At 55.1% G+C, this 25,602-nt stretch carries 31 protein-coding genes; 27 read left to right on the forward strand and 4 right to left on the reverse strand.

The genetic code is table 11. The features are described from left to right. Together A6F49_RS01945 and A6F49_RS01950 are read right to left on the reverse strand one after the other, a co-directional pair. Positions 1–1,314, reverse strand: a complete 1,314-nt coding sequence (locus tag A6F49_RS01945; RefSeq protein WP_043055552.1) for a Y-family DNA polymerase — start codon at positions 1,312–1,314, stop codon at positions 1–3. A gap of 144 nt (positions 1,315–1,458) precedes the next feature. Further along, a complete protein-coding gene (locus A6F49_RS01950) occupies positions 1,459–1,854 on the reverse strand; it encodes a LexA family protein (RefSeq protein WP_043055581.1) in 396 nt (131 codons plus the stop codon). Between the two features lie 160 nt (positions 1,855–2,014). On the opposite strand from A6F49_RS01950, the gene A6F49_RS01955 reads away from it, so the two are divergent. From A6F49_RS01955 to A6F49_RS02015, 14 genes are all read left to right on the forward strand, one after another. Beyond that, positions 2,015–2,437 (forward strand): hypothetical protein, encoded by a 423-nt coding sequence (locus A6F49_RS01955; RefSeq protein WP_043055553.1) that lies wholly within the window; start codon positions 2,015–2,017, stop codon positions 2,435–2,437. Positions 2,438–2,481: 44 nt separating this feature from the next. After that, complete coding sequence (locus A6F49_RS01960; protein WP_043055554.1) at positions 2,482–2,811, forward strand: hypothetical protein; 330 nt, start codon at positions 2,482–2,484, stop codon at positions 2,809–2,811. A gap of 25 nt (positions 2,812–2,836) precedes the next feature. Next, the gene (gene dut / locus A6F49_RS01965) at positions 2,837–3,265 is read left to right on the forward strand and encodes a dUTP diphosphatase (RefSeq protein WP_043055555.1); all 429 of its coding nucleotides are present in this window, start codon (positions 2,837–2,839) and stop codon (positions 3,263–3,265) included. Next, positions 3,246–3,392: a hypothetical protein gene (locus tag A6F49_RS17955; RefSeq protein ID WP_161485757.1), complete on the forward strand. Its 147-nt coding sequence runs from the start codon at positions 3,246–3,248 to the stop codon at positions 3,390–3,392. The genes dut and A6F49_RS17955 overlap by 20 nt, the downstream gene beginning before the upstream one ends. 9 nt (positions 3,393–3,401) lie before the next feature. Further along, the gene (locus A6F49_RS01970) at positions 3,402–3,632 is read left to right on the forward strand and encodes a hypothetical protein (protein WP_150119353.1); all 231 of its coding nucleotides are present in this window, start codon (positions 3,402–3,404) and stop codon (positions 3,630–3,632) included. Positions 3,633–3,765: 133 nt separating this feature from the next. Then, positions 3,766–4,422, forward strand: coding sequence for a hypothetical protein (locus A6F49_RS01975; RefSeq protein WP_043055557.1), 657 nt, complete (start codon positions 3,766–3,768; stop codon positions 4,420–4,422). A 49-nt stretch (positions 4,423–4,471) separates the two neighbouring features. After that, positions 4,472–4,816, forward strand: a complete 345-nt coding sequence (locus A6F49_RS01980; RefSeq protein ID WP_150119354.1) for a hypothetical protein — start codon at positions 4,472–4,474, stop codon at positions 4,814–4,816. 8 nt (positions 4,817–4,824) lie between these two features. Further along, entirely contained in the window at positions 4,825–5,214 is a 390-nt protein-coding gene (locus A6F49_RS01985) for a hypothetical protein (RefSeq protein WP_043055559.1), read from the forward strand. 41 nt (positions 5,215–5,255) lie between these two features. Then, positions 5,256–5,648, forward strand: a complete 393-nt coding sequence (locus tag A6F49_RS01990) for a hypothetical protein (RefSeq protein ID WP_043055560.1) — start codon at positions 5,256–5,258, stop codon at positions 5,646–5,648. A gap of 97 nt (positions 5,649–5,745) precedes the next feature. After that, entirely contained in the window at positions 5,746–5,973 is a 228-nt protein-coding gene (locus A6F49_RS01995) for a hypothetical protein (RefSeq protein ID WP_043055561.1), read from the forward strand. Between the two features lie 2 nt (positions 5,974–5,975). Beyond that, positions 5,976–6,377, forward strand: a complete 402-nt coding sequence (locus A6F49_RS02000) for a hypothetical protein (RefSeq protein WP_043055562.1) — start codon at positions 5,976–5,978, stop codon at positions 6,375–6,377. 20 nt (positions 6,378–6,397) lie between these two features. Next, positions 6,398–6,721, forward strand: a complete 324-nt coding sequence (locus A6F49_RS02005; protein WP_043055563.1) for a hypothetical protein — start codon at positions 6,398–6,400, stop codon at positions 6,719–6,721. Between the two features lie 26 nt (positions 6,722–6,747). After that, complete coding sequence (locus A6F49_RS02010) at positions 6,748–7,038, forward strand: hypothetical protein (protein WP_043055564.1); 291 nt, start codon at positions 6,748–6,750, stop codon at positions 7,036–7,038. 3 nt (positions 7,039–7,041) lie between these two features. Next, a complete protein-coding gene (locus A6F49_RS02015) occupies positions 7,042–7,332 on the forward strand; it encodes a hypothetical protein (protein WP_043055565.1) in 291 nt (96 codons plus the stop codon). Here A6F49_RS02015 and A6F49_RS02020 read toward each other — a convergent pair. Further along, a complete protein-coding gene (locus tag A6F49_RS02020) occupies positions 7,329–8,708 on the reverse strand; it encodes a hypothetical protein (protein ID WP_150119355.1) in 1,380 nt (459 codons plus the stop codon). The two genes, A6F49_RS02015 and A6F49_RS02020, sit on opposite strands and share 4 nt — an antisense overlap. Before the next feature lie 53 nt (positions 8,709–8,761). Between A6F49_RS02020 and A6F49_RS02025 the strand changes: the two genes are divergently transcribed. The 12 genes from A6F49_RS02025 (at position 8,762) to A6F49_RS02075 (ending at position 18,761) form a co-directional block, all read left to right on the forward strand. Beyond that, complete coding sequence (locus tag A6F49_RS02025; protein ID WP_052499959.1) at positions 8,762–10,459, forward strand: DNA cytosine methyltransferase; 1,698 nt, start codon at positions 8,762–8,764, stop codon at positions 10,457–10,459. A gap of 44 nt (positions 10,460–10,503) precedes the next feature. Beyond that, positions 10,504–11,229, forward strand: a complete 726-nt coding sequence (locus tag A6F49_RS02030) for a GIY-YIG nuclease family protein (protein WP_043055567.1) — start codon at positions 10,504–10,506, stop codon at positions 11,227–11,229. 5 nt (positions 11,230–11,234) lie between these two features. After that, positions 11,235–11,654: a hypothetical protein gene (locus tag A6F49_RS02035; RefSeq protein ID WP_043055568.1), complete on the forward strand. Its 420-nt coding sequence runs from the start codon at positions 11,235–11,237 to the stop codon at positions 11,652–11,654. 54 nt (positions 11,655–11,708) lie between these two features. Continuing rightward, positions 11,709–12,104 carry a hypothetical protein gene (locus A6F49_RS02040; protein ID WP_043055569.1) on the forward strand — a complete coding sequence of 132 codons (396 nt, stop codon included), beginning with the start codon at positions 11,709–11,711 and terminating at the stop codon, positions 12,102–12,104. A gap of 65 nt (positions 12,105–12,169) precedes the next feature. After that, positions 12,170–12,496: a hypothetical protein gene (locus tag A6F49_RS02045; protein ID WP_043055570.1), complete on the forward strand. Its 327-nt coding sequence runs from the start codon at positions 12,170–12,172 to the stop codon at positions 12,494–12,496. A 33-nt stretch (positions 12,497–12,529) separates the two neighbouring features. Next, the gene (locus A6F49_RS17960; protein WP_161485758.1) at positions 12,530–12,679 is read left to right on the forward strand and encodes a hypothetical protein; all 150 of its coding nucleotides are present in this window, start codon (positions 12,530–12,532) and stop codon (positions 12,677–12,679) included. A gap of 1 nt (position 12,680) precedes the next feature. Beyond that, positions 12,681–13,253 carry a nuclease-related domain-containing protein gene (locus tag A6F49_RS02050; RefSeq protein WP_043055571.1) on the forward strand — a complete coding sequence of 191 codons (573 nt, stop codon included), beginning with the start codon at positions 12,681–12,683 and terminating at the stop codon, positions 13,251–13,253. 2 nt (positions 13,254–13,255) lie between these two features. After that, complete coding sequence (locus A6F49_RS02055; RefSeq protein ID WP_043055572.1) at positions 13,256–13,546, forward strand: hypothetical protein; 291 nt, start codon at positions 13,256–13,258, stop codon at positions 13,544–13,546. Positions 13,547–13,549: 3 nt separating this feature from the next. After that, positions 13,550–16,912, forward strand: coding sequence for a type IV secretory system conjugative DNA transfer family protein (locus A6F49_RS02060; RefSeq protein ID WP_043055573.1), 3,363 nt, complete (start codon positions 13,550–13,552; stop codon positions 16,910–16,912). A 55-nt stretch (positions 16,913–16,967) separates the two neighbouring features. After that, positions 16,968–17,540, forward strand: coding sequence for a hypothetical protein (locus tag A6F49_RS02065; protein WP_150119356.1), 573 nt, complete (start codon positions 16,968–16,970; stop codon positions 17,538–17,540). 7 nt (positions 17,541–17,547) lie between these two features. After that, positions 17,548–18,291, forward strand: coding sequence for a deoxynucleotide monophosphate kinase family protein (locus A6F49_RS02070; protein ID WP_052499960.1), 744 nt, complete (start codon positions 17,548–17,550; stop codon positions 18,289–18,291). Continuing rightward, the gene (locus A6F49_RS02075) at positions 18,288–18,761 is read left to right on the forward strand and encodes a hypothetical protein (protein ID WP_043055575.1); all 474 of its coding nucleotides are present in this window, start codon (positions 18,288–18,290) and stop codon (positions 18,759–18,761) included. The genes A6F49_RS02070 and A6F49_RS02075 overlap by 4 nt, the downstream gene beginning before the upstream one ends. Positions 18,762–18,870: 109 nt before the next feature. On the opposite strand, the gene dnaE is transcribed toward A6F49_RS02075, so the two are convergent. Beyond that, the gene (dnaE, locus tag A6F49_RS02080) at positions 18,871–23,562 is read right to left on the reverse strand and encodes a DNA polymerase III subunit alpha (protein ID WP_043055576.1); all 4,692 of its coding nucleotides are present in this window, start codon (positions 23,560–23,562) and stop codon (positions 18,871–18,873) included. Between the two features lie 93 nt (positions 23,563–23,655). Between dnaE and A6F49_RS02085 the strand changes: the two genes are divergently transcribed. After that, positions 23,656–25,500 carry a lytic transglycosylase domain-containing protein gene (locus A6F49_RS02085; protein ID WP_052499961.1) on the forward strand — a complete coding sequence of 615 codons (1,845 nt, stop codon included), beginning with the start codon at positions 23,656–23,658 and terminating at the stop codon, positions 25,498–25,500. Positions 25,501–25,602: the final 102 nt, after the last annotated feature.

Below are 25,602 nucleotides of genomic sequence, written 5' to 3' on the forward strand. Positions count from 1 at the left end.
CTAGACAGCCTTGACCTGGAGCAGTTCATCCCAGTGGGTGGTGTAGCGAGGTGACATCATCTCACGCTTCATCTGCCACGACGGACCACGGCGCATACCTGCCCGACCCAGGCCAATGGCATTGGTGCCATGCTCGGCTCGAACTGTCTCAATCAATTCGCCGACCTTGGCACGCTCGTGAGGTGAGACGAATGCATCGAACATCTGGTGCACCCCAGCATCTCGTAGATCGGTGACCATGATGCCGGCGCGAGCGTATCTGACACCGTCTATGATTTTGGGTAACAATGCTTTCGCAGCTTTCGTCAACACCACAGGATCGGCAGAGTAACCCGGTAACGACACCGTGGCAGATGGCCGATGAACCTGAGCGTCATTGAAGAAACTGGTCATAGCCCAAGCCGTGAGCACTTTAGCCTCACGACCGTGGCGGTGCAGGCGACCCGAGGCTCGTTGTGCGTAGATGCCCAACACCTGCTCCATCTCATCTCTGGTGGTCACCGGCTCAGCAAAGCTACGCGAGAAGATCAGCTGCTGTTTCGGGTCTTCGGTATATGTCATCGGAATGCAAGGAGTACCTTGCAGCTCCAGCAAGGTTCGCATTTGCACGATAGAAAATTTTTCACGAATAACTACCGGATCGGCCTCGATAAAGTCTTTGATCGTCAGAATCCCCATGGACCCGAGACGCTTTGCGGTGCGATGTCCGATGCCCCAGATTTCATCGACAGGCAACTTCGACATCATGCGGTTTCTGGTTGCCTGTGGCACCCGATCCCAGACGCAGACACCGGCGAGAACGTCTACCTTTTTCGCCGAAAGGCAGGCCAACTTCGCCAATGTCTTGGTTTTGGCTATGCCCACGCACACCGGCAGTCCAGTCAGCCGCAGAACCTCATGTTTGATGCGCCGTCCCAGCGATTGCACCTCATCGAGACTGCCCCGGATGCCAATGAAAGCCTCATCGACGGAGTACACTTCAATCCAGGTCGAGAATCGAGCCAGGACCGACATTAATTTTTCTGACATCGAGCCGTACAACTCGTAATTCGAGGACTTGGCCACTAGACCCATCTGCTGTGCTGATGCTGCCAGCTTGAACCAGGGTGTGCCCATCTTGATGCCCAGTGTTTTGGCTTCGGGGGACAGCGCAACGCAGCAGCCATCATTATTCGACAGCACTACTACAGGTCGGTTAACCAACGTCGGATCAAATACCCGTTCGGCTGAAACAAAGAAGCAGTTGGCATCAATTAAGCCGATATAGGACTCGCCATCAGTCTTGCGCGGTGCCGGAACAGAGTCTGCTCGCATTGGGCTAGGGGCGCTCCTGATAGTCACAGCGGAAATTTCCTGAATCTCCATACGCACCTCCACCAAGATTTTCTAGGGACACCACAGTATAGTCAGGGCAGATGGACAGGATAAGCAGTCGCTAACTGATTGATCGTCAGAGTCTTATAACCTGTGCAAACACCTGGTGGCCACACCCCAAATGACCAGGTCAGCCAACTCTGGCACCGTGATGTCGGGATACTGACTATTCTCGGCTTGCAAGATCACCGCGGTAGAGGTGACCCGGAGCCTTTTAACCGTCATCTCTCCATCCACCACGGCAATCACCACGTGTCCATCACGCGGCTCGATGGAGCGATCCACAATCAGTTCATCGCCATCAAAGATGCCAGCGCCCTCCATCGAGTCCCCAGACACGCGCACAATGAAAGTAGACAGTTCGTCGCGAATCAGCAGCTGTGTGAGGTCAATCTTGTTGTCGGAATAATCTTGCGACGGTGAGGGAAAGCCAGCGGGTACGTTGCCAACTCCAGCTGAGACAAGTCGCCTGGGATGCATTGTGGGCGCGTATTCAAACACCTGTTGGACTTTCACGAGGAGCTCCTTTTTCGAGGGGACACCAGTAGTCTATCCGCTGCTTTGGGCTAGAAACACGAAGGTATGGTGCTGCGCCGGACACGGTGTAGGTGAACATCTGACGCCTGTCGATTGGAAAGCTATGACTCTTCAGCACCACGCATTGCACCCCGAAGGTTTGGAAGTCGCACAACGCGAAGATGGAACTGCCACTTATGGTCTGGGGTTGCTGATTCAGCATCGGAAAGCTGACCGGCTTCAGGTGGCTTTAGATGTTGACGAAACGCTTGCAATATGGCCGGATCATCCCGATGTCTCGATCCTTGTCAGATGGTATTCCGGCACCCAGCAGGTGACAGACCAGCTACTGGTGGTGATGATCTCTGATGATCCCGGTGTCCTGAAGTATTTTCGAGATCGCATGACCTCTGCCATCGCTCGAACACCATCGGCAAGCATCACCCAAGACGATGGGCACCTTATGGATCACCTAGCACAGCAGCGCATCACATCATCAACTCACGGTGAAGAAGGAAAGTATGACGTTAACGCCCGACGAAACTGACACCGACGTTGACGTAGATCAGACGTTTCCAGAACTCAGCGGCCATGCTTGAAGTGATCCTCACGTACTTAGTGCTGCTGGTTGCCGTCAGTCTCAAAACGTGGCTGATCGGGTTTTTGTGGGTGCTGGCAGCGACCATCGCAGCAAGCAGCATCACCGGACATAAGGTGTCGCAGACAAGTATTCGTCGAGCACTGAGACTCGCGGCAATGTGGCCAATCATCATCCCAAAATGGGCGCTGATCGCCTGGCTGTTCACCTTCCCGCTCTCCATGCTGTGGCTGGCTTACTGGCTGGTTGTCACACCAATAGTGCAGCAGTTGCGACACCGCCGCGCCGCTGAACCAGCCGCACCGGACACTTCACAACCGTAACCGCGACCATCAAGGAGTACCCTGTATGAAAATGCTTATCAAGCGAGTCAGTGAAACTGCAATCATGCCGACTCGCGCTAAGGCAGGTGACGCTGGGCTGGACTTTTATGCCGATGAGCCCATGGTTTTAGAACAGCTTGAGCGCCACACTTTCGACACCGGCATTGCCGTGCAACTACCGCCAGGCACCGTCGGGTACATCACTCCGCGATCCGGACTGGCTCATAAGTTTGGTGCCACCGTACTCAATGGCCCCGGAACGGTCGATCAAGGCTACCGAGGTCAGGTGAGAATTAACCTCATCAACACCGACCCACAACCGCTGGTGATTGCCGTCGGCGACCGGATCGGCCAAATGGTGATCCACTGGTTTCTTACACCTGAACTTGTCGAGGTTGATGAATTGGAGCCATCCGAACGAGGTGATGGTGGTCATGGCAGCACCGGAAAATAATGTGGCAGCACAGCGAGACTACGCCTGCCAAAGTTGCCAGAAGTACAGCACTGAAGCACAGCTGTTCAAACTGATCAAAATCGACCGCATCGGATTCGTCGTCTGCACCGACTGCTTGGAGAACTAGATGACCGCCATGGATACTTACCTCCATGCCTACCTCATGGGCGTCGTCACCGTGGTAGCGCTGTGGTTCTACTACCAGCTGGCAAAGATCATGCTCGAACGATGTCGAGTGTGGTATCAATACACCAAGTGTGGCGCTGTGGTCGAGTCATCCACCGGCTTCGACCGGCTGACCGAATTGCAATATGTCATCCATCGGCTGTTTCGACCATGTGCCAACCGGTCGAGGATGTACCACTGAGGGCAGCGGTCGTGAAGTTTACCGAACAACACGCTCATAGTTTGATCCCCGACGTCATCGTCCACTGGTGTCCCGACGGTGCCGGACACAGTCATAGCACACCACTGAACGACCCCTCGAAACGGAGCACACTATGTCGAGTGACATAAGCCACCATCTGACCGACGAGTTTCTCCACGAGATGGTGACCCGAGCATCAGCATCTTATGGCGGTCTGAACATTTGCACTGAATATGGCCAGGACGGTGCCAGCAGTCTCGGAGAACTCGACTCCCTTCGAGCACTGGCTTCTGAGATCATCAAAGAAGTGCAGTTTGGGAGCACGGTACAGGACGAGACGTGGCAGCGATGCAAACCCGGCGAGCTGCGGATGCACGAGCACGTCAGAGTCGTCACCCCACACTGGAGTGTCCAAGGTTTGGTTGATGAACAGACCTTACGTTCCGTCGAACTGCCAGGTTCTCGCAATAGGACACGACTGATCAACCCAGAGACCGGCGGCATCCTCAAACTGGATGACCTGCCGTCGTCAGCAGCGATCTACCGGAAGCCTGGCATCATGCCTGTGCCAGACCCCGCTGTCGAGCAAGCTCTTTTGGTTGACACATACGCGGCTAGAAACGGTGACATCATCACGCTTGAGAATCCACGGCTGATGCTGGTGAACGCGACAAACTCCACGTATTTTGATGCCCACCTTGTCATCCCAACACACGATGTCATCGAATGGTCGCCGGTAATGATGACACGACAGGTTCTTGACCAACGGCACTACGAAACACAGCGATAACACCTCGCATCGTTGATGCCGGACACAGTAGGTGCAACACGATCCATCGTTGAGTTTCACGAAAGGCTCCGCCATGCTGTTCACCAAATCTACCAAGCAACCCCTGCCACCCAAATGCATTGTTGCCGCTATTCAACAGCAGATGGATTGGGCTGGGAGCAATGCGCCCATCGCACTAGCTGCCTTACACGACCACTCCAAGATCACCGAGTTCTATCAGGCTGAAGAATTGCCGGTTGGCAGCGTGGTGATGGATCGCGCCGGTTCAGTGCTGCACAAGGTCAAGCCTGATCTTTGGGAGGCCACCGGGTCCACCGACCACTGGTGCGACACCGGCGTCGTGTTGCCAGCCCATGTGTTGACCTGGGGAAAACAAGATCAGCAAGCAAACTAGGAGCACCCATGACAAAACCAGCACTGTCCTACCCCGATCACGTTGCCGAAAGCATCGCCAGCGCTGTCTATGATGTGGAAGAAGTGACCTTCCGTCACACAGTTGGGGCGGCGAAGATCGCAGCAGACTTCGATGGAAACAGCAAGCTGTTTGGCCAGCATTGCGCCCACGTCGCAGCAGCGGCCATCAAATCACTAGACGAGGCACGAGTGGTCTCTGCCATAGACCAGGTGTACCGGTTGGGCGACGGTGCGATACTGCGCGACGCAGACGGCGTGGCATTCCAACTTCGCAACGGGATGCTGCAACCATGCCTGAATCCAGCATCAACTTCGCATCAGGATGGCATTATCGAGCTACCAGCATTGGTGTTGGACTGGGGCGACATCGGCAGGTAGCTGTCACGCTGTGGACTATTCGCCCCGGACACTTTCAGGCCATGACTGATCATATTATTCTCAGCAAACCGCTCTATGACCTCGAAGTCGGCGACCAAATTCGTTTCACTGACCCCGAATCTGAGACCCACAGCTCACGATGGTGGCGGGTGGCTGCAACAGATCATCGATACGTCATTGCCTGGCGGCAGGTTCCGTTCCAGCCACAAGGTACTCACGAATACACCGTTATCGACCAGATCGAACGAGATCATGCCTACAACGATGTGGGACCAGGCGTCGTCCGGTCATCGCTGAACACGCTTGGTGGAGGCTACGACATGAGCCAGCCGGACTGGGCCGGCACGATGCTTTCAGAGCTACACGACGGCACGTGGGAATTGTCCAACCGACGGCTGGTGCAGGTTCACGGCGTCGAAGTGAAGGCATCATAAAGTCTGTCCGTGCTGGCGCCGGACACAGTAGATCAGAACAACCTTCCGACCCACTGCATCGGCACCGGTGCGACACACCAACGCCCAAGGACCCTCCGTGACTCACAAATTTCCTACATCGCACGCAGCATCCCAGCGGTCCACCTACCTGAACGTTACCGACCCTGACGAGGCTATCGAACAGCTGCAACAAGCCTGGTCGTTGATGCGAGACATCCAAGACACCAACCGCGGCGTTCCGGCTGACGAATCGCTCTACCGAGCCGAGCTGCGACATTTCATCGAATTGGTATCAGACCGGTGCCATGACAACCAGGAGAGCTAGCCATGAACACCACCACTGCTGATACGACCTATGAAATTGTCACTGATGGTGTGAAAGCACACGAGATCGTGACGGTGAAGCGTTCCGGTGGTGACAATGACATGGTCTCTGTCACCGCTCAATGCAGTGCATGTCGTCACATCGCGTTTACTGCTATCCCGTCATCGTATGCAGATCGGCGCATCAGTTTTATCCAAGAACACATTGACCAGCACGCGCCCGGTCGCGCCATCGACATCGAGGTCATCTGGGAAGTCAATGCCGACTGCACCGTGTGTGAAAACGGCGGTGACATCACTGACGTTGATGTTGAAACATTACAGTGCCAGCAGTGCAACACCACCTGGTCTATGGACGGCACTTTTGGCGAACTCGATGACAGTGACCAGTGGATTAACGAATGATCAATAGCACAGGAGCGCCAGTGACCAGCGATTTACAAGACCTCACCGTTGGCGACGAAGTGGTCGTCAATCGCAACCTCGAACATCCGGTCAACATGCACTTCGTTGACGATGCATACGGCGGGGGATGGGTGCCTAAAGACGGTGTTGAAGAAACCATCGGCACCAAGACCGTCACCGAACGGCGCGACATCCCAGCAATGGGAGGACCCGGCGGGTGGCGGCATCGTCCAGCCAGAAGCCTCGTTCGACTCGGCCGCGGATTTTGGTATGACTTATCCGATGGCTACCAAGACGGCAGCAAAGCAACCGTCATCGAAACCCTCGGCACCCTGTCGGTCTGATATGTCGCGCCGGACACAGTCACAGCATGTATAGCACCGACGACACTCAAAAACCCATCACCAATCTGCCACCGCTGCCAGACACCCTGGCCTGGCACCTCACCGAAGCTCACCATGCCAAAGGTGTGACCTTCTGGCTGATCATTACCAATAGCTTCTGGGAGCATGTTGCACGCTACGGGTGGCGCACCGGGTACATTCCGACCCACCAGCAGCTGATCAGCCGAGCCGAGCAGATGATATCCCAGCATGGCAACGTAAACCTTGTGCCAACGCAAAAAGCCAGCCCGTTGAAAAGCCAGCCCGTCAAGGATTAGAACGTGCACCGAATCGACACCACGGCAGACCACGTCATCTGCAATGCCCCACCCGACTCCACATGTCGGCGACAGCCACTGTGCGACACTGCAACCTGGAATGACCACCACTGCGATGACCACACACCGCCACACCAGGTCGTTGACGGACAGCGATGCTGGATGATTCAGTGGATCAACGCCACCTCATTGGACGAATGCGCCGAAGAAGATGTTGCGGTCACTGATGGATCAACGGTGACACTGACCTTCCATGGTGCTGACATTGGCATCACCTGGCGTCCAATGCGCTAGGTCAGGCGGTCTGTTGAACCGTCGTGTGGCTGACTGACCACATCATCGAGATACTGCCGATTGGCGGCAATGTAGTCAGCAGCGGCACACCACGCGGCCATCGTGGACACCCCAATCACTACATCGTGTGTATCACTGGTGTCCCCTTGAGGTCGCGCCAGAGACTGCCGCAATCCGTCATGTCGGACGTCCCAGGTGTCTGCATCGTCGAGTAGCACCCCAATGGGCACCCAGCCTCGTCCGGCGGTGTACTGTTTCTCTTGAGCATCGGGTTGCCGGTCGATGAGATCACCCATGGTGGCACGAAGCTTGACCAGGCCGGTGAATTCAGGCTTAGCACCGCGCGAGAGCCATCTGAAAAACCCAGTAACCACCTCTGAGCCGTCCACGATTTCATTCGCGTCAACCTGAGATTCTTCAGCAAGCTCCCGACACATCCCGGTCATTAACAGCTCATGCAGCGACATATGTTTGTTGGCACGACGAGCCGCACCCGAGGCGGTGCCCACATCGTCCCAATCCAGTGACCCTGAACCAGAGGCAGCATATCCACAAGACTGCACCGCATTCGCTGATCCTTGTTGGACAAACAGCACGTACCCGTCGGCGGTAATGGCAAAAACGGTGATGCCAATGATGTTGGCTAACCCCGATTCCGACAAGCTCAGCACCTGGTCGTGTTGGTCAAACATCTGCCGATGGATCACGGATGCTCCGCTCGGGTCGTCGGCATACTGAAAGCCCAGCAGCTCGTTGGATGCCTGGCCGTCAAAGAAGCCCACCGGCTGGATAGTCAACGACGTAGCAGTGATGTCCTCTGAGAGTCTGGTTAGCTTACCGTTGAGCCATTGCGGTAGACGATTCGGGGTATCTGGAGATGATCGGTTAGCCAGGACGCGAAATGAGCGCGGAGCAATAGATCGCAGTGGCCGCGGCAGCATATAGGGTTCTTTGACAGCGCGGATTGCCGTCGTCGATGCCGTGGCGTGCAGGTGCTCATCAACAGCTACAACCCGCAAGATGGCTTCAGTACCGGATGTCCCTGCATCTGCCAGGACGACGGTGTCATCGTTGGTCTGCACAGTTCGGTCTTGTGCTCGTTGCACCAGTCGCACGCCTCGCCAAGTTTTGCTCACTGACAGCACGTGCCAGATCGCAGCAGCCACAGTAATGACAATGATCGTCCATCCCAGCAGCCCGATGACATCAGAGCTTGCAAACAGGTCAGTGCCATGGATCAACAGCACGCCGACGCCCACCCCGACCATCACCACATGTAGCCACAGCTGGTCATACACATAAGCCAGGTACTGAAGTCTAGGGCGAAAGGTTGCTAGAGATGTGGCAGAACGGGAGCGGCGGGGTTGTGTACTCATAATCCTGCAAGTGTCCGGGAAAGTGCGCCCCTGGCGCCGGACACTTCCGGGTCATGCACAACTCACAACAGCCCTCACCCCTGTCCGCTATTGATTTGTTTGCAGGCCCTGGAGGATGGGATGTTGCCTGCCAGCATCTCGGCATTGATGTCATCGGATACGAATGGGATGATGCCGCCGTAGCGACTCGTGAAGCAGCCGGTCATCAGAGCGTCCATGGTGATATTCGACAATATGACCCTGTGGCCGCAGACCTGCTCATCGCCTCGCCGTCATGCCAGTCGTTTTCCGTTGCCGGCAGTGGCGCTGGTCGGAGGGCGCTTGACCAGGTGTTGACAGATATTGAAGTGATTGCCAGTGGCCGCGACATTGATTTATATGGATATGACGATGAGCGCACAGCAATGGTGTTGATCCCGCTCATTTGGGCGTTGACCATGCACCAGGCCGGTACACCGTACCGACACATCGCCTTTGAACAAGTCCCACCGGTCAAACCTGTGTGGGAAGCGATGCTGACTGTGCTGGAAACGCTTGGATACCGCGGTCAGGTCGGGGTGTTGCAGGCCGAAGCCTACGGCGTACCGCAGACTCGAAAGCGTGCCATCCTGGTGGCATCGCTGGATCACGATGCCAAACTGCCGCAGCAAACGCACTCGAAGTATCATCCGCGCAATCCGCAGCGCCTTGATGACCATGTCTTGCCGTGGGTCTCAATGGCCGAGGCGCTGGGCTGGGGTATGACGCAGCGACCCACGATGACTGTGACAGCTGGCGGTGGTGCAACCGGGGGAGCGGAACCATTTGGTAATGCTGCACGACAGGGGATGAAGAAGGCTCGTGCAGAAGGCAAATGGGAAGACGACATCTGTGGAGCAGAGGTTGCCGTTCATCCGTATTTTCTCCAAGGTAATCAGAAACCCACCGGCCAGCACTATCAGCGACGCAACGCAGACACTCCCGCGATGGCAGTTACCACTCAGTCCTATCTTTACAAGGTGGGGGACGCCAGTACAGAACAAGACTCTGGCGATGTATACCTTGAGTCGAACTATTCACATAACGGCGATAGCTCACAGCGCGGCAAACGATCAGTGACCTCCCCCGCATCGACCATCACCTCGAAATCCCGGTCACAAAAGTTCGTCCGCGACGATGACGGAACCGACCCACTGGCATCAGGACTGGTCTATGACACCAATAACACCACCCGCTGGGGTCAACCCGACGAAGTCCGATACCAGCGCCCTATTGAATACCCAGCGCCCACCACGACCGCCAGCCTGTCACGACACACCATCGGCCCCAAAGGGTTTACCACTGATCAACGTCGCAAAGCGCTTGAAGACCATGACCGTGGGGCAAAGATCGTGCCTGCCAGAAACCCGGTGCTACGCCCAAGCCCGTATGCCGGAATGCTATTCAACGGCAGCGGCAGACCGCTGGATCAAAATCGCCCTGCCCCTGTGATGACAGCTTCAGCAGGCGGCAATCACTCGCACATTGTGGACTTGACCGGCGGAAAGTTCATCGAGTCGTACCACCGCGACGTTGCTGCTGGCAAACAGCCGCCGCTGGCCGATGCACCACTGCGACGTTTGACCGCACAAGAAGCTGCCGTACTACAAACCTTTCCAGTCGATTACCCATTCCAGGGAACCAAGACCAAAGTCTTTGAACAAATCGGTAATGCCGTTCCACCACTACTGGCCTGGCACATACTCTCTGCGCTGACCGACCCACAACGATGAATGCCGGACATAGTCAAGGTGACCACGATGGTGAAAGGAGGTCCATGAAGCGCAGAGTCAGACAAGAACTCGATGAAGTGTTGCTGCTCACCGACCGGTTCATCAGCGACGTCTTTGATCTCATTGATGAAGACATGACCTCCGACGAGATGGCACGCTACTTTCGACACAAGGCACCATGGAATGTGGAGAAGCATCTGCACGCCATCGACATGTTATTTGACCCCTCATTGGCTAGTAGTTTCGGTCAGCAAGTGCATGGGTATGCCAAGGGGGCTGCCCGAGACATCCTAACTTTCGATATCACCCCGGAGCTTCGACAGCACCTGAACCGAGTGCTGGTAACCCCACACCGTCCGCGCAGCAGTGCACCAGATAGTGATGATGCCGGTGTAATCGTTGACCCACAGGATTGGATCGACCAAGAGACTGTGCCAGGTGTGTATGTTTACACCTACCCGCAGTATCTGATCACCGAACTGCTGACTGATGATGGCCGAACCCTATATAAGGTCGGAGCATCCCAGGCAACCAGTCGTCGGCTGGAGCGACAGCGACGTCAGACAGAGGTTCCTGAAGACATCGAAATTATCCGCGTGTACCCATCAGAGGATTGTTTCGATGACGAGGCACACTTCCATGACATCTTGAAGCACGCCGGACACCATCATAAGACCACTAGAGCTGGAACCGAGTGGTTCAGAACCTCGTTGCCGATGTTGGACGCAATTGCTGAAGCTCTCGACCTAGCGACAGATCAGGAGGGATAGCAGCCGTGGCTGAATCCATCAACCCAGAAGATCTTACGGACGAAGAATTCGCCGCCTATGAGGTGTCTGAAATCGTTGGAGCGGGACACCTCGTGTTGACCCTGACCAAGGCCAACGATTGGACCGGGGCTATTGATGCGATCCGCAAAGATCAGAAGTTAGCGCAGCGGGTGGCACATCGGTTGGAAGAATTAGACTTCTTGATTGAAGAGCTCGATGACAACACCGATCTCATGGCAGCCCAACGAAAGACCCCCAAAGTTTCGGTTGCAATATGCACGGTGTGCAACGCGACGGCCAGCTATGCGTCCAACGCTTTGCCCGATAAATGCCACATGACCATCGGGTGCACTGGCTTGTGGAAAAAGCCAGCTAATTACACCATCAAGGCCAAGCCTGACGAAGGCAGGGTGACCACGAAATGACACCCCGGACACTTCAGACAGAACACCAATCATTCTCGATCAAGGGGACAGTCTATGACCACCGCTGGAGCCTGGGAGCACTCAACGTTGATGGCTGAGGCTCAGACCCCACAGGGTGACGGCCAGGGCAGTAACTTCACGTACTTTCAAGATGCCTTCCATCAGTATATTCAACCCATACTTGAGGCCAATCCTCAGCTTGGCACCATGATGACGATTGCAGCTATCGTTATCATCTGTGTCAAGATGTTCACCATCTTCTCCAGCTACAGAAAGAGCGGCTTTAGCGGGTGGATGCTGCCGTTGATTGTTACCTCCCTGATCACCGCCATGCTGATTGCTCCAAGCACCCTGTTACCCATCTGGTTGGGCATTATCGACGGTATTTGGGGACTGATCCTGTCCATCATTGAAGGTACATTCGCTCTGCTGATGACTGGGGGACTGTAGACGGCAAGCGTATTGCCGGGTGAAGCGGTCGTAAAGTTCCCTCTGGCGCCCTAGAATTCTAAACTATGCGACGCACCACGATGGGATCGATGACCAAACACGACCCCGATACACTCATCTGTCCCTGCGGAAACCATCAGGGGCTTGATGGCTTTGCCGTGTGCACACCTCGCGGCGAAGCCATTACTCAGCGCGAAGCACACTGCGGAACCGGCTTGATTTATACCGAACAGATCACCGACCCCTATCTGATCTGCCCTCGGTGCGGAAGAATCTACCGGGTGTTACGCATGATGCACGTAGGCAAAGCATTTGTCGAACACCTTGCCGATCTGACCGACCCAACCATCGGCGTCTCGCTTGCAGCTTGGAAGCAGTTGCGCCAGCACTAGCAGTCACTGCGTCGTGCCGGACACTATCAGTGCATGACTGAAAACAATTCGAGCAAGCCCAAAAAGGAAGACCTTGAGCGCCAGGCTGTTGCAGACTTCCTGAACTCCACCACAGGACAGTGGATTCTCCGGATCGTCATTGTCCTGGCGGTGCTTTTCTTGGTTAAAGCGGTGTTCTTCTAACATGGGCACTGCACAGACCCGAGGCGTGTTCGGACAGCCAACAGACCACAGTGACAACCCCGAGATTGACACAGCAGAGGCTCTTGCCGGACTTGCTGGAGAGCAAGCGACAGCCAGACTCATCAACCGCTACAGCGACCAGGCGATGATTTTTCATGGCCTGAGACTGCCGATCAAGCTTCGCACGGACATCGATCATTTGATCGTGCGCGACAACGCGATACTGGCCATTGATTCAAAGTTTTGGTCAGTGGGCACCTACTGGTCTTTCGGTGACAACCTGTATCGCGGACTAGCAAAGACTGTCACGCCTACAGCTATGACCCAGGCTGTCAACGCGCTGGCCACGATGCTGTCTGTACCGAACCACCAGTGCAGCGTTATCACGGTCGTGCACTCGAAGCATGATAAAGCTCGCATCGCTAAGTCAGCCTTCAAGTTATCCCAGCCGGTTATCGGTGCGCCTCGGGCGCCAACATTCATCGACCAGTGGGTTGCTGACCACCCTGGCGAGCCCAGTCAGCGACTTGCCAGAAAACTACTCAACATCTTTCGCAAAGGAGCCAGCAGGTAGCCATGTCCAACTTCATGCACGAGCTGTCAAACAGTCAGTCTCACTGGGCTATCCCCCGACTCCTGGCAGCCATCGGAGATCGCCTTGGTCAACCCAGCCTGACACGAGACGAATACTTCCAAATTGTCAAAGACCTCAATGGCATCACCGACGAATTGGAAGTGCTGACCGCGGTTCATGTCGTGACCTCTGGAGAGGACGTCTTAGATGTCGCCGAAGCGACAGGGTTCGACGATGACTTAGTGAGAACGTGCTGGTTTGTCGCACATCCCAACCCATCACAAGAGCAATAATTCATGTCAGCAAAACACACGAACCTCGCCATCCCCATTCTGATCGTGACCGCCATCCTGTCAGCCATTACCCAAATGGCAGGTTTGCCCGGCGGCGTCCTGGCATGGCTGGGTATCACCATTGCCGGATTCAATTGGCAGATGCGGGGCTTCAAAGCTTCCGAAAAACACGAGGACTACGTTGTCACCGCACAGTTGCGCAAGACCTTTTGGAAGACCGTGGCGATCAAAAACATCTGGCCTCCACATGGCTGGCGGTTACCTGAAATAGCCGAAGGTGCCAATTTTCTCCAACGTGTTTTCATCTACCTCAGCGGCACATTGGGCACGCTGTACTCGGTGTTGTTTTCTATCATCGCTGGACTGCTGTTTGGCACACTGCCTCAACTGCACGTTGACGTGGTTCGAGATGCTCTGGTGACGCACTTTGGCATGTCACCAGATATTGGTGCCACATTCCAGACATTCAACGCTATTGCGGTGACGCTGGTCTTGATTTCGTTCGGGTACGCCCGACGAATCACCATTGACCCACAGGATGAATCGCCAGGAACGCGGCTATCTGATGCCCTGATCGCCTTTGGTAAGACTTCTCATCTGGTCATCGCCCCAGCCGTGCTTGGTGCTGTTGCTGGCATTGTCGTCAGTCCATTCATCTTCGATATATCCTTCTGGGGCACCGGCGTGACCCTGTTGCTGACACTGATTACCGGGGTGCTGGCAGGGACGTACCCAGCTGCCAGACACCATGCAATCCCTCATTGGCGCAAGGTGGTCAAAGCGCGTCACGAATGGGATGAACGGTTCAAAGCGCTCAAGCAAGACCCACCACCACGACTTGTCGACATTTGGGAGTGTGGCAGCGAAGACTGTCCGATTATCACCTATAAGTTCAATTCCAACGTCCGAATTGGTGGAAGTGACGCAGCACTGAAGATGGGTGAAAAGATCGCCGCATCGCTTGGCGGATCGGCCTCTGTTGCGGTTGTCCCAGTCGAACAAAAGGACCCGTCAGGACACCCGCGACCCGGCACTGTGGATGCACTGCGGTTTGACATTGTAGAAATACAAAACCCCGAATCAGTCCCGTCGCTGTCAGACAGTGAGACCGATGACGAGACCGTTGAGACTTTGCTGCGATTTATTTTCGCCCAAGCCTCTGATGAAAACGCCATGCGCATCATGCCGCTACAGCATGAAGTCATCACCACTGAAGACTCTGAAAACCGCGTTTTCTTTGTAGGCTTCACCGGTGCGCCACCGACCGACATCGCAGCCATGTTGGAACCGGCTGCTAGCCAAATCGGCGCAGAAATTCTTGGCGACCACCGGTTCAACAACTTTGCCGGTGCACTCTACATCGGAGCATTTGACGGTGCACAATACAAGGAGAACTCAGGTCTTGATGACCAGAAAATCGAACACCTACTCGGTGAGCAGTGGTGGAACCAACGCTTTGCTGACGCACTGAACCAAGGGGTGAACCCGCCGCGGCCAGAGTGGCAAACCGAAAGTGTGCAACAGTTAGCAGAGGGCATCGAGGTGGAACAGTTGGCCTTCGTCATGCGAAACGGAATGACTGCTGAAAAAGACTTCTTCCCCTTTGAACCACAGATTGCAAACGCCCTATCAGCCTTCCCGTTCGTCTCCCTGACTGGCTTCCACGATCCCAGCGCATCCCGGCCAGCAGAGCGACACCGTCAAGCCTTTATCATTCGCAAGGCCGCCCAGCCGGTCCCACGGTCCATGGAGGATATACGCCCTGCTATGGGGTCAAAAGCCCCGGAGTGGGTGTTGGCTGATCTGGTCAACAAGGGGTTTGCCGATGCAAAATTGGCGCGACCTGAGCTGATCAGCGCCCGGAATATGAGTACACCTGATTCGCGGTCGCACCTGTGGCAGCTTCGCATCCGACTCTATGGCGGTGTGACGCTGGCAGACATTCGACGCAAAGCCCATCAACTCAAAAGTGTTTGGTCGGTGGAATATCTGCGGGTGCGTGAGGACATTGAGGGTGTCCAAATTATTGCCGGCACCAGCCCGGATCGCACACAGCTGACCAAGCGCGCTCAACAAGATATTGATGCCATGGAGTGGGAGCAGGTTTTCGCTGAGGCCGGGATCAAGTCAGACTCAGGTGTTATGCCAAAGCTCGTCTCGTCGGAAACCGCCGAGGAAAACGAGAAGATTGAGGTCAAGACTTTCTCACTTCAAGGCACCGGTCTGGCGTTAGCATCCTTTACCGGACGTCGGGAAAAGTTGGAATCCATTTCATCTAACTACTTCGTCCAGCCGCAACCGGCAGCATCGATGAACCCCTCTGAGATCGAATTGGTCATCTCCGAAACAGACCCGATGCCGTTCCCAGCACTGGTGGACTACGACAAGATTGACCAGGCCGATGGAGCCTTCCCCATTGCCACCGGCCTCTTTGGTGAGACCGTTTCTTGGAACCCCTTAACAGACCCACACTTGTTGCTATCAGGAACCACTGGGTCGGGTAAGTCAATCGTCATCCAAAACATCGTCTACGCTGCCCTGTGCCAAGGAATGCTGGTGTATGTCTTGGACCCGGTCAAAGGTGGGGCAGACTTCATGTTTTCCAAAGACTACGTGGCAGGCATGACTGGGGATGTCTATGAGGCAGCGGCCATCATGCGCCATGTCTATGAACAAGTCGGATTGCGAAAACAACTGGTGACTGACCATGGCGTTGAGAAGCTGTCGAACCTGCCAGCAGATGTACGTCCACCCAGAGTTCTACTGGTGTTGGATGAATTTACCTCACTGATGGAGCAGGAAAAGCCGCCACCGAAATCTGAAAACCCAGAGGCTGACATGGCACGAGAACAGCTGATGCGTCTGAATGCTCAAAAACAAGTCATCGGTGAGCTCACCGGTCGGATCGCTCGCGAGGCGCGGTCGGTGGAAATCACTTTGCTCATGGGCACCCAACGGTTGAGTTCTAAGACGCTTGACAATATCTCTGGTGCCAACGATCTGAAGACCAACCTCGCCCGAGGCATCTTAGGTCAAACCACACTGCCCGACCGTCAAGTGGCACTGCGCAACCCGTACGATGCACCGAGCCTTGGCGAAAAGATCACACCAGGACGCGGCTTGTGGGAGCCAGTCACCGCGGCACGAGCATCAATCATCCAGAGCTGGTTTGAACCCGGCGAGCAACCTGCCTTAGCTGAACAGCTGGCCGAACGCATCGAGGTGTGGCCGGTTGAAAAACGACCCCAGTGGCAGCAACACATCTACCGTCCAGAAACACTGACCGAAGCCCGACACATAGATGTCGAAGAGGTCCAAACCGTCGAGCGAGACCTTGGCGAAATGGAGTTGGACTTGGAATTCTAGCCTGAACTAGCCTGCCACCACTTGCCAGGGGCGCTGTTCCGGACACTGTGTAAGCATGAAAGAACTTTTGAACAACGTAAGGAAACTCTTGAATCCATATCACCATGACATCCCGGCGGTTGACCGTCGCGGTGTTGACCAATGGCTCGGCGACTGGATCGACATGCTGCAAAACGACGGACAGGTGTGCGTCGGCGTGGAAAAATGTGACGTCCAGCGATCCGTCTATCACGGTGCTCTGGCACTATCCATCATCGTGGAAGCTTTTGCCCACCAATACAATACAACGCCCCGATCAGTGCTTCGCAAGATGCGTCGAGAGCGACTGAAAGCTGTCCCGCATGTTGCCAGCAACGATGGCCACGATCCACTACTGCTTGGCATGAGCATGGTCAACGACAACCCTTCGACATGGTTTACCGACGACACCTACCGCGATGTGATTGCACGAGTCGTCGATGAGTATGGCATGGATGAAGCGGTGGACGCGATGAGTGTTGTCGCAATGTGTTTGTGCGGATTCTTGAGCAGCAAGCACTCTCGAACAGACATTTTCGATATTGCTATACGTGTTGGCGAAACATTTGCCAATGCCACCGGTGTAACAGCTGCAATGCGCCAGGAATGATGTCACCATGGCACAACTGATCGGGCTGACCGGCCTCAAACGCAGCGGTAAAGATGCCACAGCATATCGTCTGACCTCCAGACATGGATACGTCCGGATCGCATTTGCTGAGCCGGTCAAGGGCATACTTGCTGATCTGAACCCCTACGTTGATCCACCATCTCAAAGCCATCGCGGCCCCCAGATGTATGAGGAAATTGGCGTCTTGGAACAACGACTCGTCACTACGTTTCGCAACCGTGCCGTGATGCCTATGCCCAGCTCGAAGGTCGCCATGGCTATCCGGTGCCTTGATCCATTGATGGCAGGGGATCAAAGACTGAAAGACGTGCTGAATGCGGTGGACGGTGATTGGGATCGGCTCAAAGAAGGCTCTGAAGACACCAGTGAACAGGTAGTGGCTGAAATCCGGCGACTACAGCAGATGCTGGGAACCGAGGTCGCGCGCAATATGGTCAGTCCAACGATATGGGTGGACACGGCGATGCAATGCACCGCAGCACTTGGTCGAGCCAATGTCCCGGTGGTCATCTCTGATGTCCGTTTCGACAATGAGGCACAGGCTATCAGAGACGCAGCAGGTGTGGTGGTAGAGATTCACCGACCAAACCTGCTGCACCACACTGTCGATGGTCATGCATCCGAACGCGGTGTGGAATCCCAGCTGATCGACCATACTATCGTCAACGATGGCGCGCTGGAAGACCTGCATCGAGAGGTTGATCAGCTGATTGACCGGGTGTCGGCATGATTAGTGCAGCATTCATCCTGGAAGCCATTGAGTCCAAGTATCCACGTGCCGTGATGGTGCCGGAGCTGAGCATCAACGACCCGTACTGGCACGATTGGGATCACCGACCCAGCCCTGATAAGCGTCTTGATGGGCACAAGCCAATCCGCCGTATTGATGCACTGATGTTTGAAACCTACCAGCGCACCGCCATCGAGGTGAAAATCTCTGCGTCGGACTACTCCTTGGATACTCAGCAGAAGCGCCGTCCCTGGCGACGAGTCACCCACCGGTTCATCTACGCTGTTCCACATTCCTTAGATGTCATGGCACCGCACGGCTGTGGGCTGTGGAAAATTCACGACGACGGCAAGATCGAAGTCGTCAAAAAGGCCATCATCAACAGACACCCAGAGCCACTGCCACAAGACGTCATCCTCCGAATGGCCTACCGAGCCGCCGGCAAGAAGTTCCCCGAGTACAACCTGTAAGGTCGTTGTAACGCGCTGCCGGATGCAGCAGAACTAGGAACCGCGTAGCACAACGTTTTCTCACAAGCCGTCTCCAGCGTATCGGAGGCGGCTCGTTTGCACGTGTGGACTACACCTCGGACAGTAATCGTTGTGCTGTCTGGTAGTCGGCATCAAAATCTCCACTGTATTTCACCACCACGGCTTTTCGTTCTTCTAAAATCGAATGCTGATGCTCTAACGGTCTGTCGATAATCAGCTGTCGGAATTCTCCGATGTGAGCGACCAAATCTGGACTATCTTCAGAGATCAAGCCAGACATCACGTCATGGATAATGTAAGCGACCCAACCGTTCTCTGGAGAGGCCGCCAGACCATACTGCTCCAACAGTGTCTCTTGGTTCTTATCCTCATCTGCTGGATCGTCTTGATCATCCTGGTCGTCGCCGGGCTCAGATTCGGGCTTTCGACCGTTGCGCTGCTTGGTCTGCTGCGGCTGTGGCGTAACGCTGTGTCGATTCTTTTGGCGCGGCTTGGCATCAACCTCGGGAAGATGGTGCTGAGCGTAATCCAGTGCATCGGCAAGCATCGTGGTCTGCCACGGTTGTTCATCGATCTTCGTTGGGTCTTCTGGCAACCAGACGCGAGAGGCAAGGATTTCCTGGGTGGAATGTTCTTCACCCTCATCATCGACCCATGTACTTGTTTTGACTTGGCCTGACACGACCATGAGGTCGCCTATAGTTGGCTCGTGCCCGTCACCAATCATGTCTTGGTATCCGTCGTTGAAGATGACGATTGGCAGCGACTTGCTGTCGGACAGCTCACCTTTGGCCATCCTGCCGGCACGAGACACAAACGACTTGTACCCAGAGACGACCCCAAGGTGGCACACTGTATGAGTGTCATCATCGACTGTGTCAAGGCGTTCAACATCGAGTGCGAACCCATCGTCATGGTCGGATAGTTCATCAGAGATGTCATCGAGGTCAACGGCATCAAGGGTTTTTGATCCGACCACCGTGCCGATGACGATTCGCTGGCGTGCATCGCGTTCAACTGTGCCAAATTCGGCATCTTCAACCGGCAGGTCAACGGTCTTGGCTGCATACAGGGTTTTGAGCAGTCCACGACGCGATCCGAATTCATCCATGGCACCGGCCTCAACGAGGGCGCGAAACGCTCTGGTGTTGATCCCTTTGACTCTGGTGGCCACATCGTGCAGCGAGGTGAATTCACCGTTGCGATGGCGTTCTTCAATGATCACGTCGGCCACTTTGCCCACATCGCGGATTTCAGCGAGCCCCAAGTGCACTTCGTCGTCAACTGGCGCAGAACCGGATTTCGAGATGTTGATTGAGGGGGCTCGTAGCGGGATACCCTCTGAGATGAGGTCTTTGATCACCAACAGGCGCTTGTCCTCATTGTCGGACACCGCCAGCATTGCAGCTGAGTATTCCACCGGGTAGTTGGCTTTCAACCAGGCGGTCCAGTAGGCCACCATGCCGTAGGCTGCCGAGTGCGACTTGTTAAAGGAGTAGCTTGCAGCGCCTTCGATGAAGTCCCAAACGCGCTGTGCGGTATCAGCCGAGAAGACCGGGCTGTACACGTTGCCGTGGTCATCGACGAACTCTTCGCCTGAACCCTCGAACCACCACCCTTTGACCTGATCCATCAAATCTTTGTTCTTCTTACCGATGGCACGACGAAGGGTGGATCGCTGCTGGTCATCGAACCCCGCTACCACGCGACCCAACAGCATTGCTTGTTCCTGATACAGTGCGGCCTGGTAGGTCTCACCTAGCACCTCGTGCAACCATTCGACTTCGTGTTTGTTACTGGATAAGTGGTCATAGCTTTCATTTTTATCGCCACGTTTTTTCGCGGCATAATCTGCCGGCATCCCTGCTGACAGGGGTCCGGGGCGGTACAGCGCGACGATGGCAGATAGGTCGTTGAGATCATTGGGTGCCACGTTTCGCACTACTTCTGTCATCCCTGAAGAGTCCAACTGGAAGAGTCCAGCAGTTCGACCTTCGCGCAGCAGCTCGTAGGCTAGGTCAACAGATTCTTCATCGTCGTTAGGGTGCGGAATGTCGTGGACGGTCAACTCGGTGCCCTGGCCTGCCAGGTATTCAAAGGTGCGATCCATGTAGTCGAGGTTCTGGATGGCCAAGAAGTCCATCTTGAGCAACCCCATGTCCTCACACATGTCCCCATCCCAGATAATAATATCGGGATCGCCTTCTTCGGCACCGGGTCGCATCGGAACCATATCGGTGAGCGGCTCGGTAGAGATCACAAACCCACAGGGGTGTATGGAAAGGCCCTTTGAAATACCCTCCATTTGTCGAGCCAGGTGGATGATCTGCTGGCCGGTTTCTCCGCCACGATCAGCAACTTTGTAAAACTCCAACTTCTGGGGGTGATGCTCGTCCAGTGCGTCCAATTCGGCAAACGGCATGGGGTCGCCACCGTTGGGCGGTTCCAGAATTTTGGCCAGCTCATCGCCCAGTTTGAAAATCTCCCGGCGACGGTCGTGCTCATGCTTCGTGGTGATGCTGTTCACATCAGGGGTGAGTACCCGAGCGGCATCTTTGATCGCAGCACGAGACTTTGCCGCCTGGAATGAGCCAATTTGAGCAACGTGGTCGTGGCCGTACTTTTCACCGACATACTGGTGAATCCGCCACCGCTGATATTTGGGGAAGTCCAAGTCGATATCAGGCATCCCCACGCGACCCCGTTCAAGGAACCGCTCAAACAGTAGGCCGTTGTCCATCGGGCACACGTGCACAATGCCAAGAATATATGAGGTAATCGAGCCTGCCGCCGACCCACGTCCGGCGCCTACAGTGATGTTGTTTTTGGCACAAAAGTCCATGATGTCCCAGGTGATCAAGAAGTAATCACTGAACCCCATGTCAGAAATAACCGATAGTTCGTGGTCAATCCGGTCAACAATCTCAACGTCGTCTCGCCAGTCGTTGCCGTATCGGCCTGGTGCCATGTCTTCGACCAAGTGGCGCAAGAAGTCGTCAGCGCTGTCAAATTCGTCTGGCAGCGGGAATGTCGGCAGGCGCATTTCGGGCTCTGGCACGGTGTCGTCTTCGACCAAGTCAGCGACTTTTTGAGTATTGCTGATGGCCTGCTGCCAGTATTCTTCGTCGTTGATGGCGCGAACTTCGTCCTCAGTCATCAGGTGATACCCGCCGCCGCTGAACGCAAATCGACCAGGAGAGTCCAATGATTTCCCGGTGCCGACGGCCAGGAAAGCATCATGGGCTTCAGCATCTTGTTCGTGGACGTAGTGTGAGTCGTTCGTGACGACGACTTCAAGGTCAAAGTGCTCAGCCATCGGTAACAGGTGATCCATGGCGTATTGCTCAGAAGTGATGCCGTGATCCATGATCTCGACAAAAACATGGTCACGTCCGACGGCGTCAATCAGTGTTTCAATAGATTCATAGGCGCTATCCAGCTGTGCGGTTGCTTCATCAATACGCTGGTTGACCATCATCAATAATCCGTCAGCCAGACTGTCGGATAGTGCGTGGTTATAGACTTGTTCGATGATCCCGTAGAGCAGGTCGATCAAGTTTTCGCGGTCTGCTTTTTGCCGCTTGACTGTGCGGGAGCGATCTTTGCCGCCGTCAATGATGTCAATCGCTTTGGCGATGTCGTCAACGGTCTGGGTGGTGATGGTGTCTTCGACGTGAGCTATGACCTCCAGTGCATCAGCTTTAATGGTGTGATGCTTGGCTAACACTGGGTGTTTCGAGGCTTCAATGGTGTCGATAACATTATCGAGCAATGAATCTATAACGCTAGAGCGCAGCTGTGCAACGCGGTAGGCCATGTGAGAGTGTTCGCGTGTGAATACAGCTGGGTCGAGTGCACCCAGTGCCGCGGAGAGGTCTTCGACAAACGGTTTGGCAATTTCAGGATCAGCAGATGCGATGGCATCAAAGATGAGGTCTTTGATCTCGCCGATGGTGTCCATGTCGGCGCCGGAATCGGTGGTGTCTGCCAGATTGTAGAGCTCATCAATGGCGAGTTCCACGTCGTCGTGGTTGGCGTGACCTGTGGCTGAGTCAACAATGTCACCGAGACGCTTTTGGTCATCGTCACCCAGGCGGCGGTTGACTCGTTTGACGACATTGGAGATGTCTTCGTCGAGGTCTTTTCGTTGTGCGCCACGAGCATCAATGCGATCTAGTAGCAGCTGTTCAATATCTGCCAAATCATCGTCGCTGATAGTCGGTCCTAATGCTGCGGAGAGGTTGATTTCGTCGAGCAACAGTTGGGCGACTACGCCAGTTTGTGCGGCAGGTCCTGCCACCGGTGAGGCGAGGCACCCGGTGAGCACGATGAGACCTTCCCCATGTTCTTTCAACAGCTCATAGTCGATCAGCGGGTATATCCCCAGCTTGGTCTTTTGCGACTCGTTGTGGAGCAAAATCAGGTTGTGCCACCCAGTACGGTTTCGAGCCAGAACCGTCACGTGGTAATACTGCTTGCGCTTCATTCGCCCCGTAATTTCATCGGAGGCGTCACCCATGCCGTCATCGTTATAGAACTGCATCGCACCTGGCTGGTGGCGTGATCCAACGGCTAAGTATGCCTCCATGCCTGGGATTGGTTTAATACCGTGCTTCTTCGCAGACTGGGAGAACTCCCAAAGTCCACCCAGCGAGCCGTGGTCAGTGATAGCGCCAGCCTTCATACCGCCGTCAGCAATCGCTTTCGCCAACATGTCTAGTCGCGCCAGACCATCAAGCGCTGAGTGTTCTGTGTGAACGTGAAGAGGTACATAAGCCATATTCCTATAGTGTCCGGCACGCAGCCTTCTGCCTCGTTCGCCAGACCCCGGACACTCCCACGGAAATGACCTATCTATCTGTGGAGAAAATTCGTGGCCGAGACACCGAAGATGCCCAAAGCGCCAAAGCCCAAGGCTGCCTCGACACCTAAAGTATCCAAGCCCACAACTCCGACGCCACCGCCAGAGGTCACCCCCGGTGCCGGGAAGACACTGTCCTCGCCACAGCTGACCAATCAGCAGATACAAGAGGAAGAAGAGCTGTCTCAGCAGGCGTCAGTTGGTCAACAGCGATCCAAGGCCGCAGCTGGCCAAAAGACTTCTGCCATGAAACGTCGGGCACAAAACATTCGTGGCAACGCTTTGAAGTCGCTTGACGAATACTCCAAGAGCGATTCAAGCGACCCTGATGCCTCACTAGCCAAACGCGGTGTTCAGCAGGTCGGCAAAGACGCTGCCAAGGTAGCTTCCAGCACGATCAAAGGCGCTATGCGAGGCGGCCTGGCTGGAGCTGGCACTGGAGCAGCCAAAGGTGTGGTTAAATCAAAATCCTTTTGGGTGGCTGTCGCCGCAGTAACGATCATTCCGGCACTGTTTATCGGCGGCTTAGCATCCTTGTTGCTCTTTGGACTGACCGGAGATACCGACACTGCTCAAGAATCATTCTCCCGATCTGATGCAGGTCAGGAAGCATCTGAAAGTGCCGCGGAATCCTTTACTGGACATGGGTCATTAGAACGCAGACTTCAGCACATTGCCGACACCACCGGGGCAGACTTTTACATCTTGAACTCCGCACTGCGAGAAGAAGACCCCGGTGCTGACGACGATGGCAGGCCAGATGATGGTTGGTTTGGACTCACCGATGATGCCATTGATGAGTTGGTCGAAGACATCCCTGGAGCTCAGGAACCAGACGACTTAGACATCGAAGACGAGGCTCGGTGGCTGTCATATGCCATAGCCCGAGAACAACGCGACGCCTTTGGGTCAGATGCGACATCAGATTTAGCTGCCGGGTACACACTGGCCGTCACTCCCGGGGGCAGGGACCCAATCAGTGGTCAAGACCAGCTGCGAAACGATACTTTTGACACCTGGGTCGAGACGGTTGAAGCATTGCCCATTGTCGATGCTGGCAGCAAGGCTGATTCGATTGTCACCCGAGCGCGCGACTGGAAGGTTGGCGGAACCGAACCCGCTGGGGGAGCGGTCTGTGTCCCGTCAGGTGCCGACGGTGACAGCTCTGGTGCAACTGGCACCGTCAACATTCCTGATGAATATGTGAGCTCTGTCGAAGACGCGGCAGCTGAGTCTGGGTTTAGCGCAAACGTCATCGGTGCCCAAATCCAAGCTGAGTCAAATTGGAATCCCAATGCACGGTCACCTGTCGGTGCGATGGGCGCAGCACAATTCATGCCTGGCACCTGGGAATCCTTTGGTGACGGCGGCGACCCATGGGATGCACACGACTCGATTGCCGCACAGGGTCGGTACATGAAATATCTGCGAGATTTTATGGAGCCTCACGCCGACGATGAAGAACACCTGTTACGCCTAGTGCTAGCTGGGTATAACGCTGGCCAAGGAAACGTGCAAAAATACAACTTCGACCTTGATGTGATGCTGACTGTGGGCGGCTTTCGGAGTGAAACTAAGCCGTATATCGAACGCATTATTGCTGCCTCTGATGGCGACTACACCTCAGACTGTGAACCGTCCGGCGCAGGCGGCGACGTGCCCACAGGAGATGTTGTCGAAGCCTCGATGTATCTGGCCTGGGACAACATGGTGACATTGCCAAGCAGCATGGCTCACGGTTATGGTCGCTCTGCTGCAAAGCCTGAATTTGTGGAAGTTTCTACCAGCATCAACCCCGACACACATACGGCATACTTCACCGACTGTGGTGTCCTGACTTGCACAAGTGAGTGCTGATTTTCCGGTTGGGTTAGGTGTCGTGCCTAGTCAGCGGGTTTTGAGTTTGCGTTTTGGGTCACTAATTGGGCGGTTTATGATGAGTGCATGGGCTTATTTGTG

The sequence above is a fragment of the Enteractinococcus helveticum genome, assembly GCF_001657475.1.
Taxonomy (GTDB): Bacteria; Actinomycetota; Actinomycetes; order Actinomycetales; family Micrococcaceae; genus Yaniella; species Yaniella helvetica.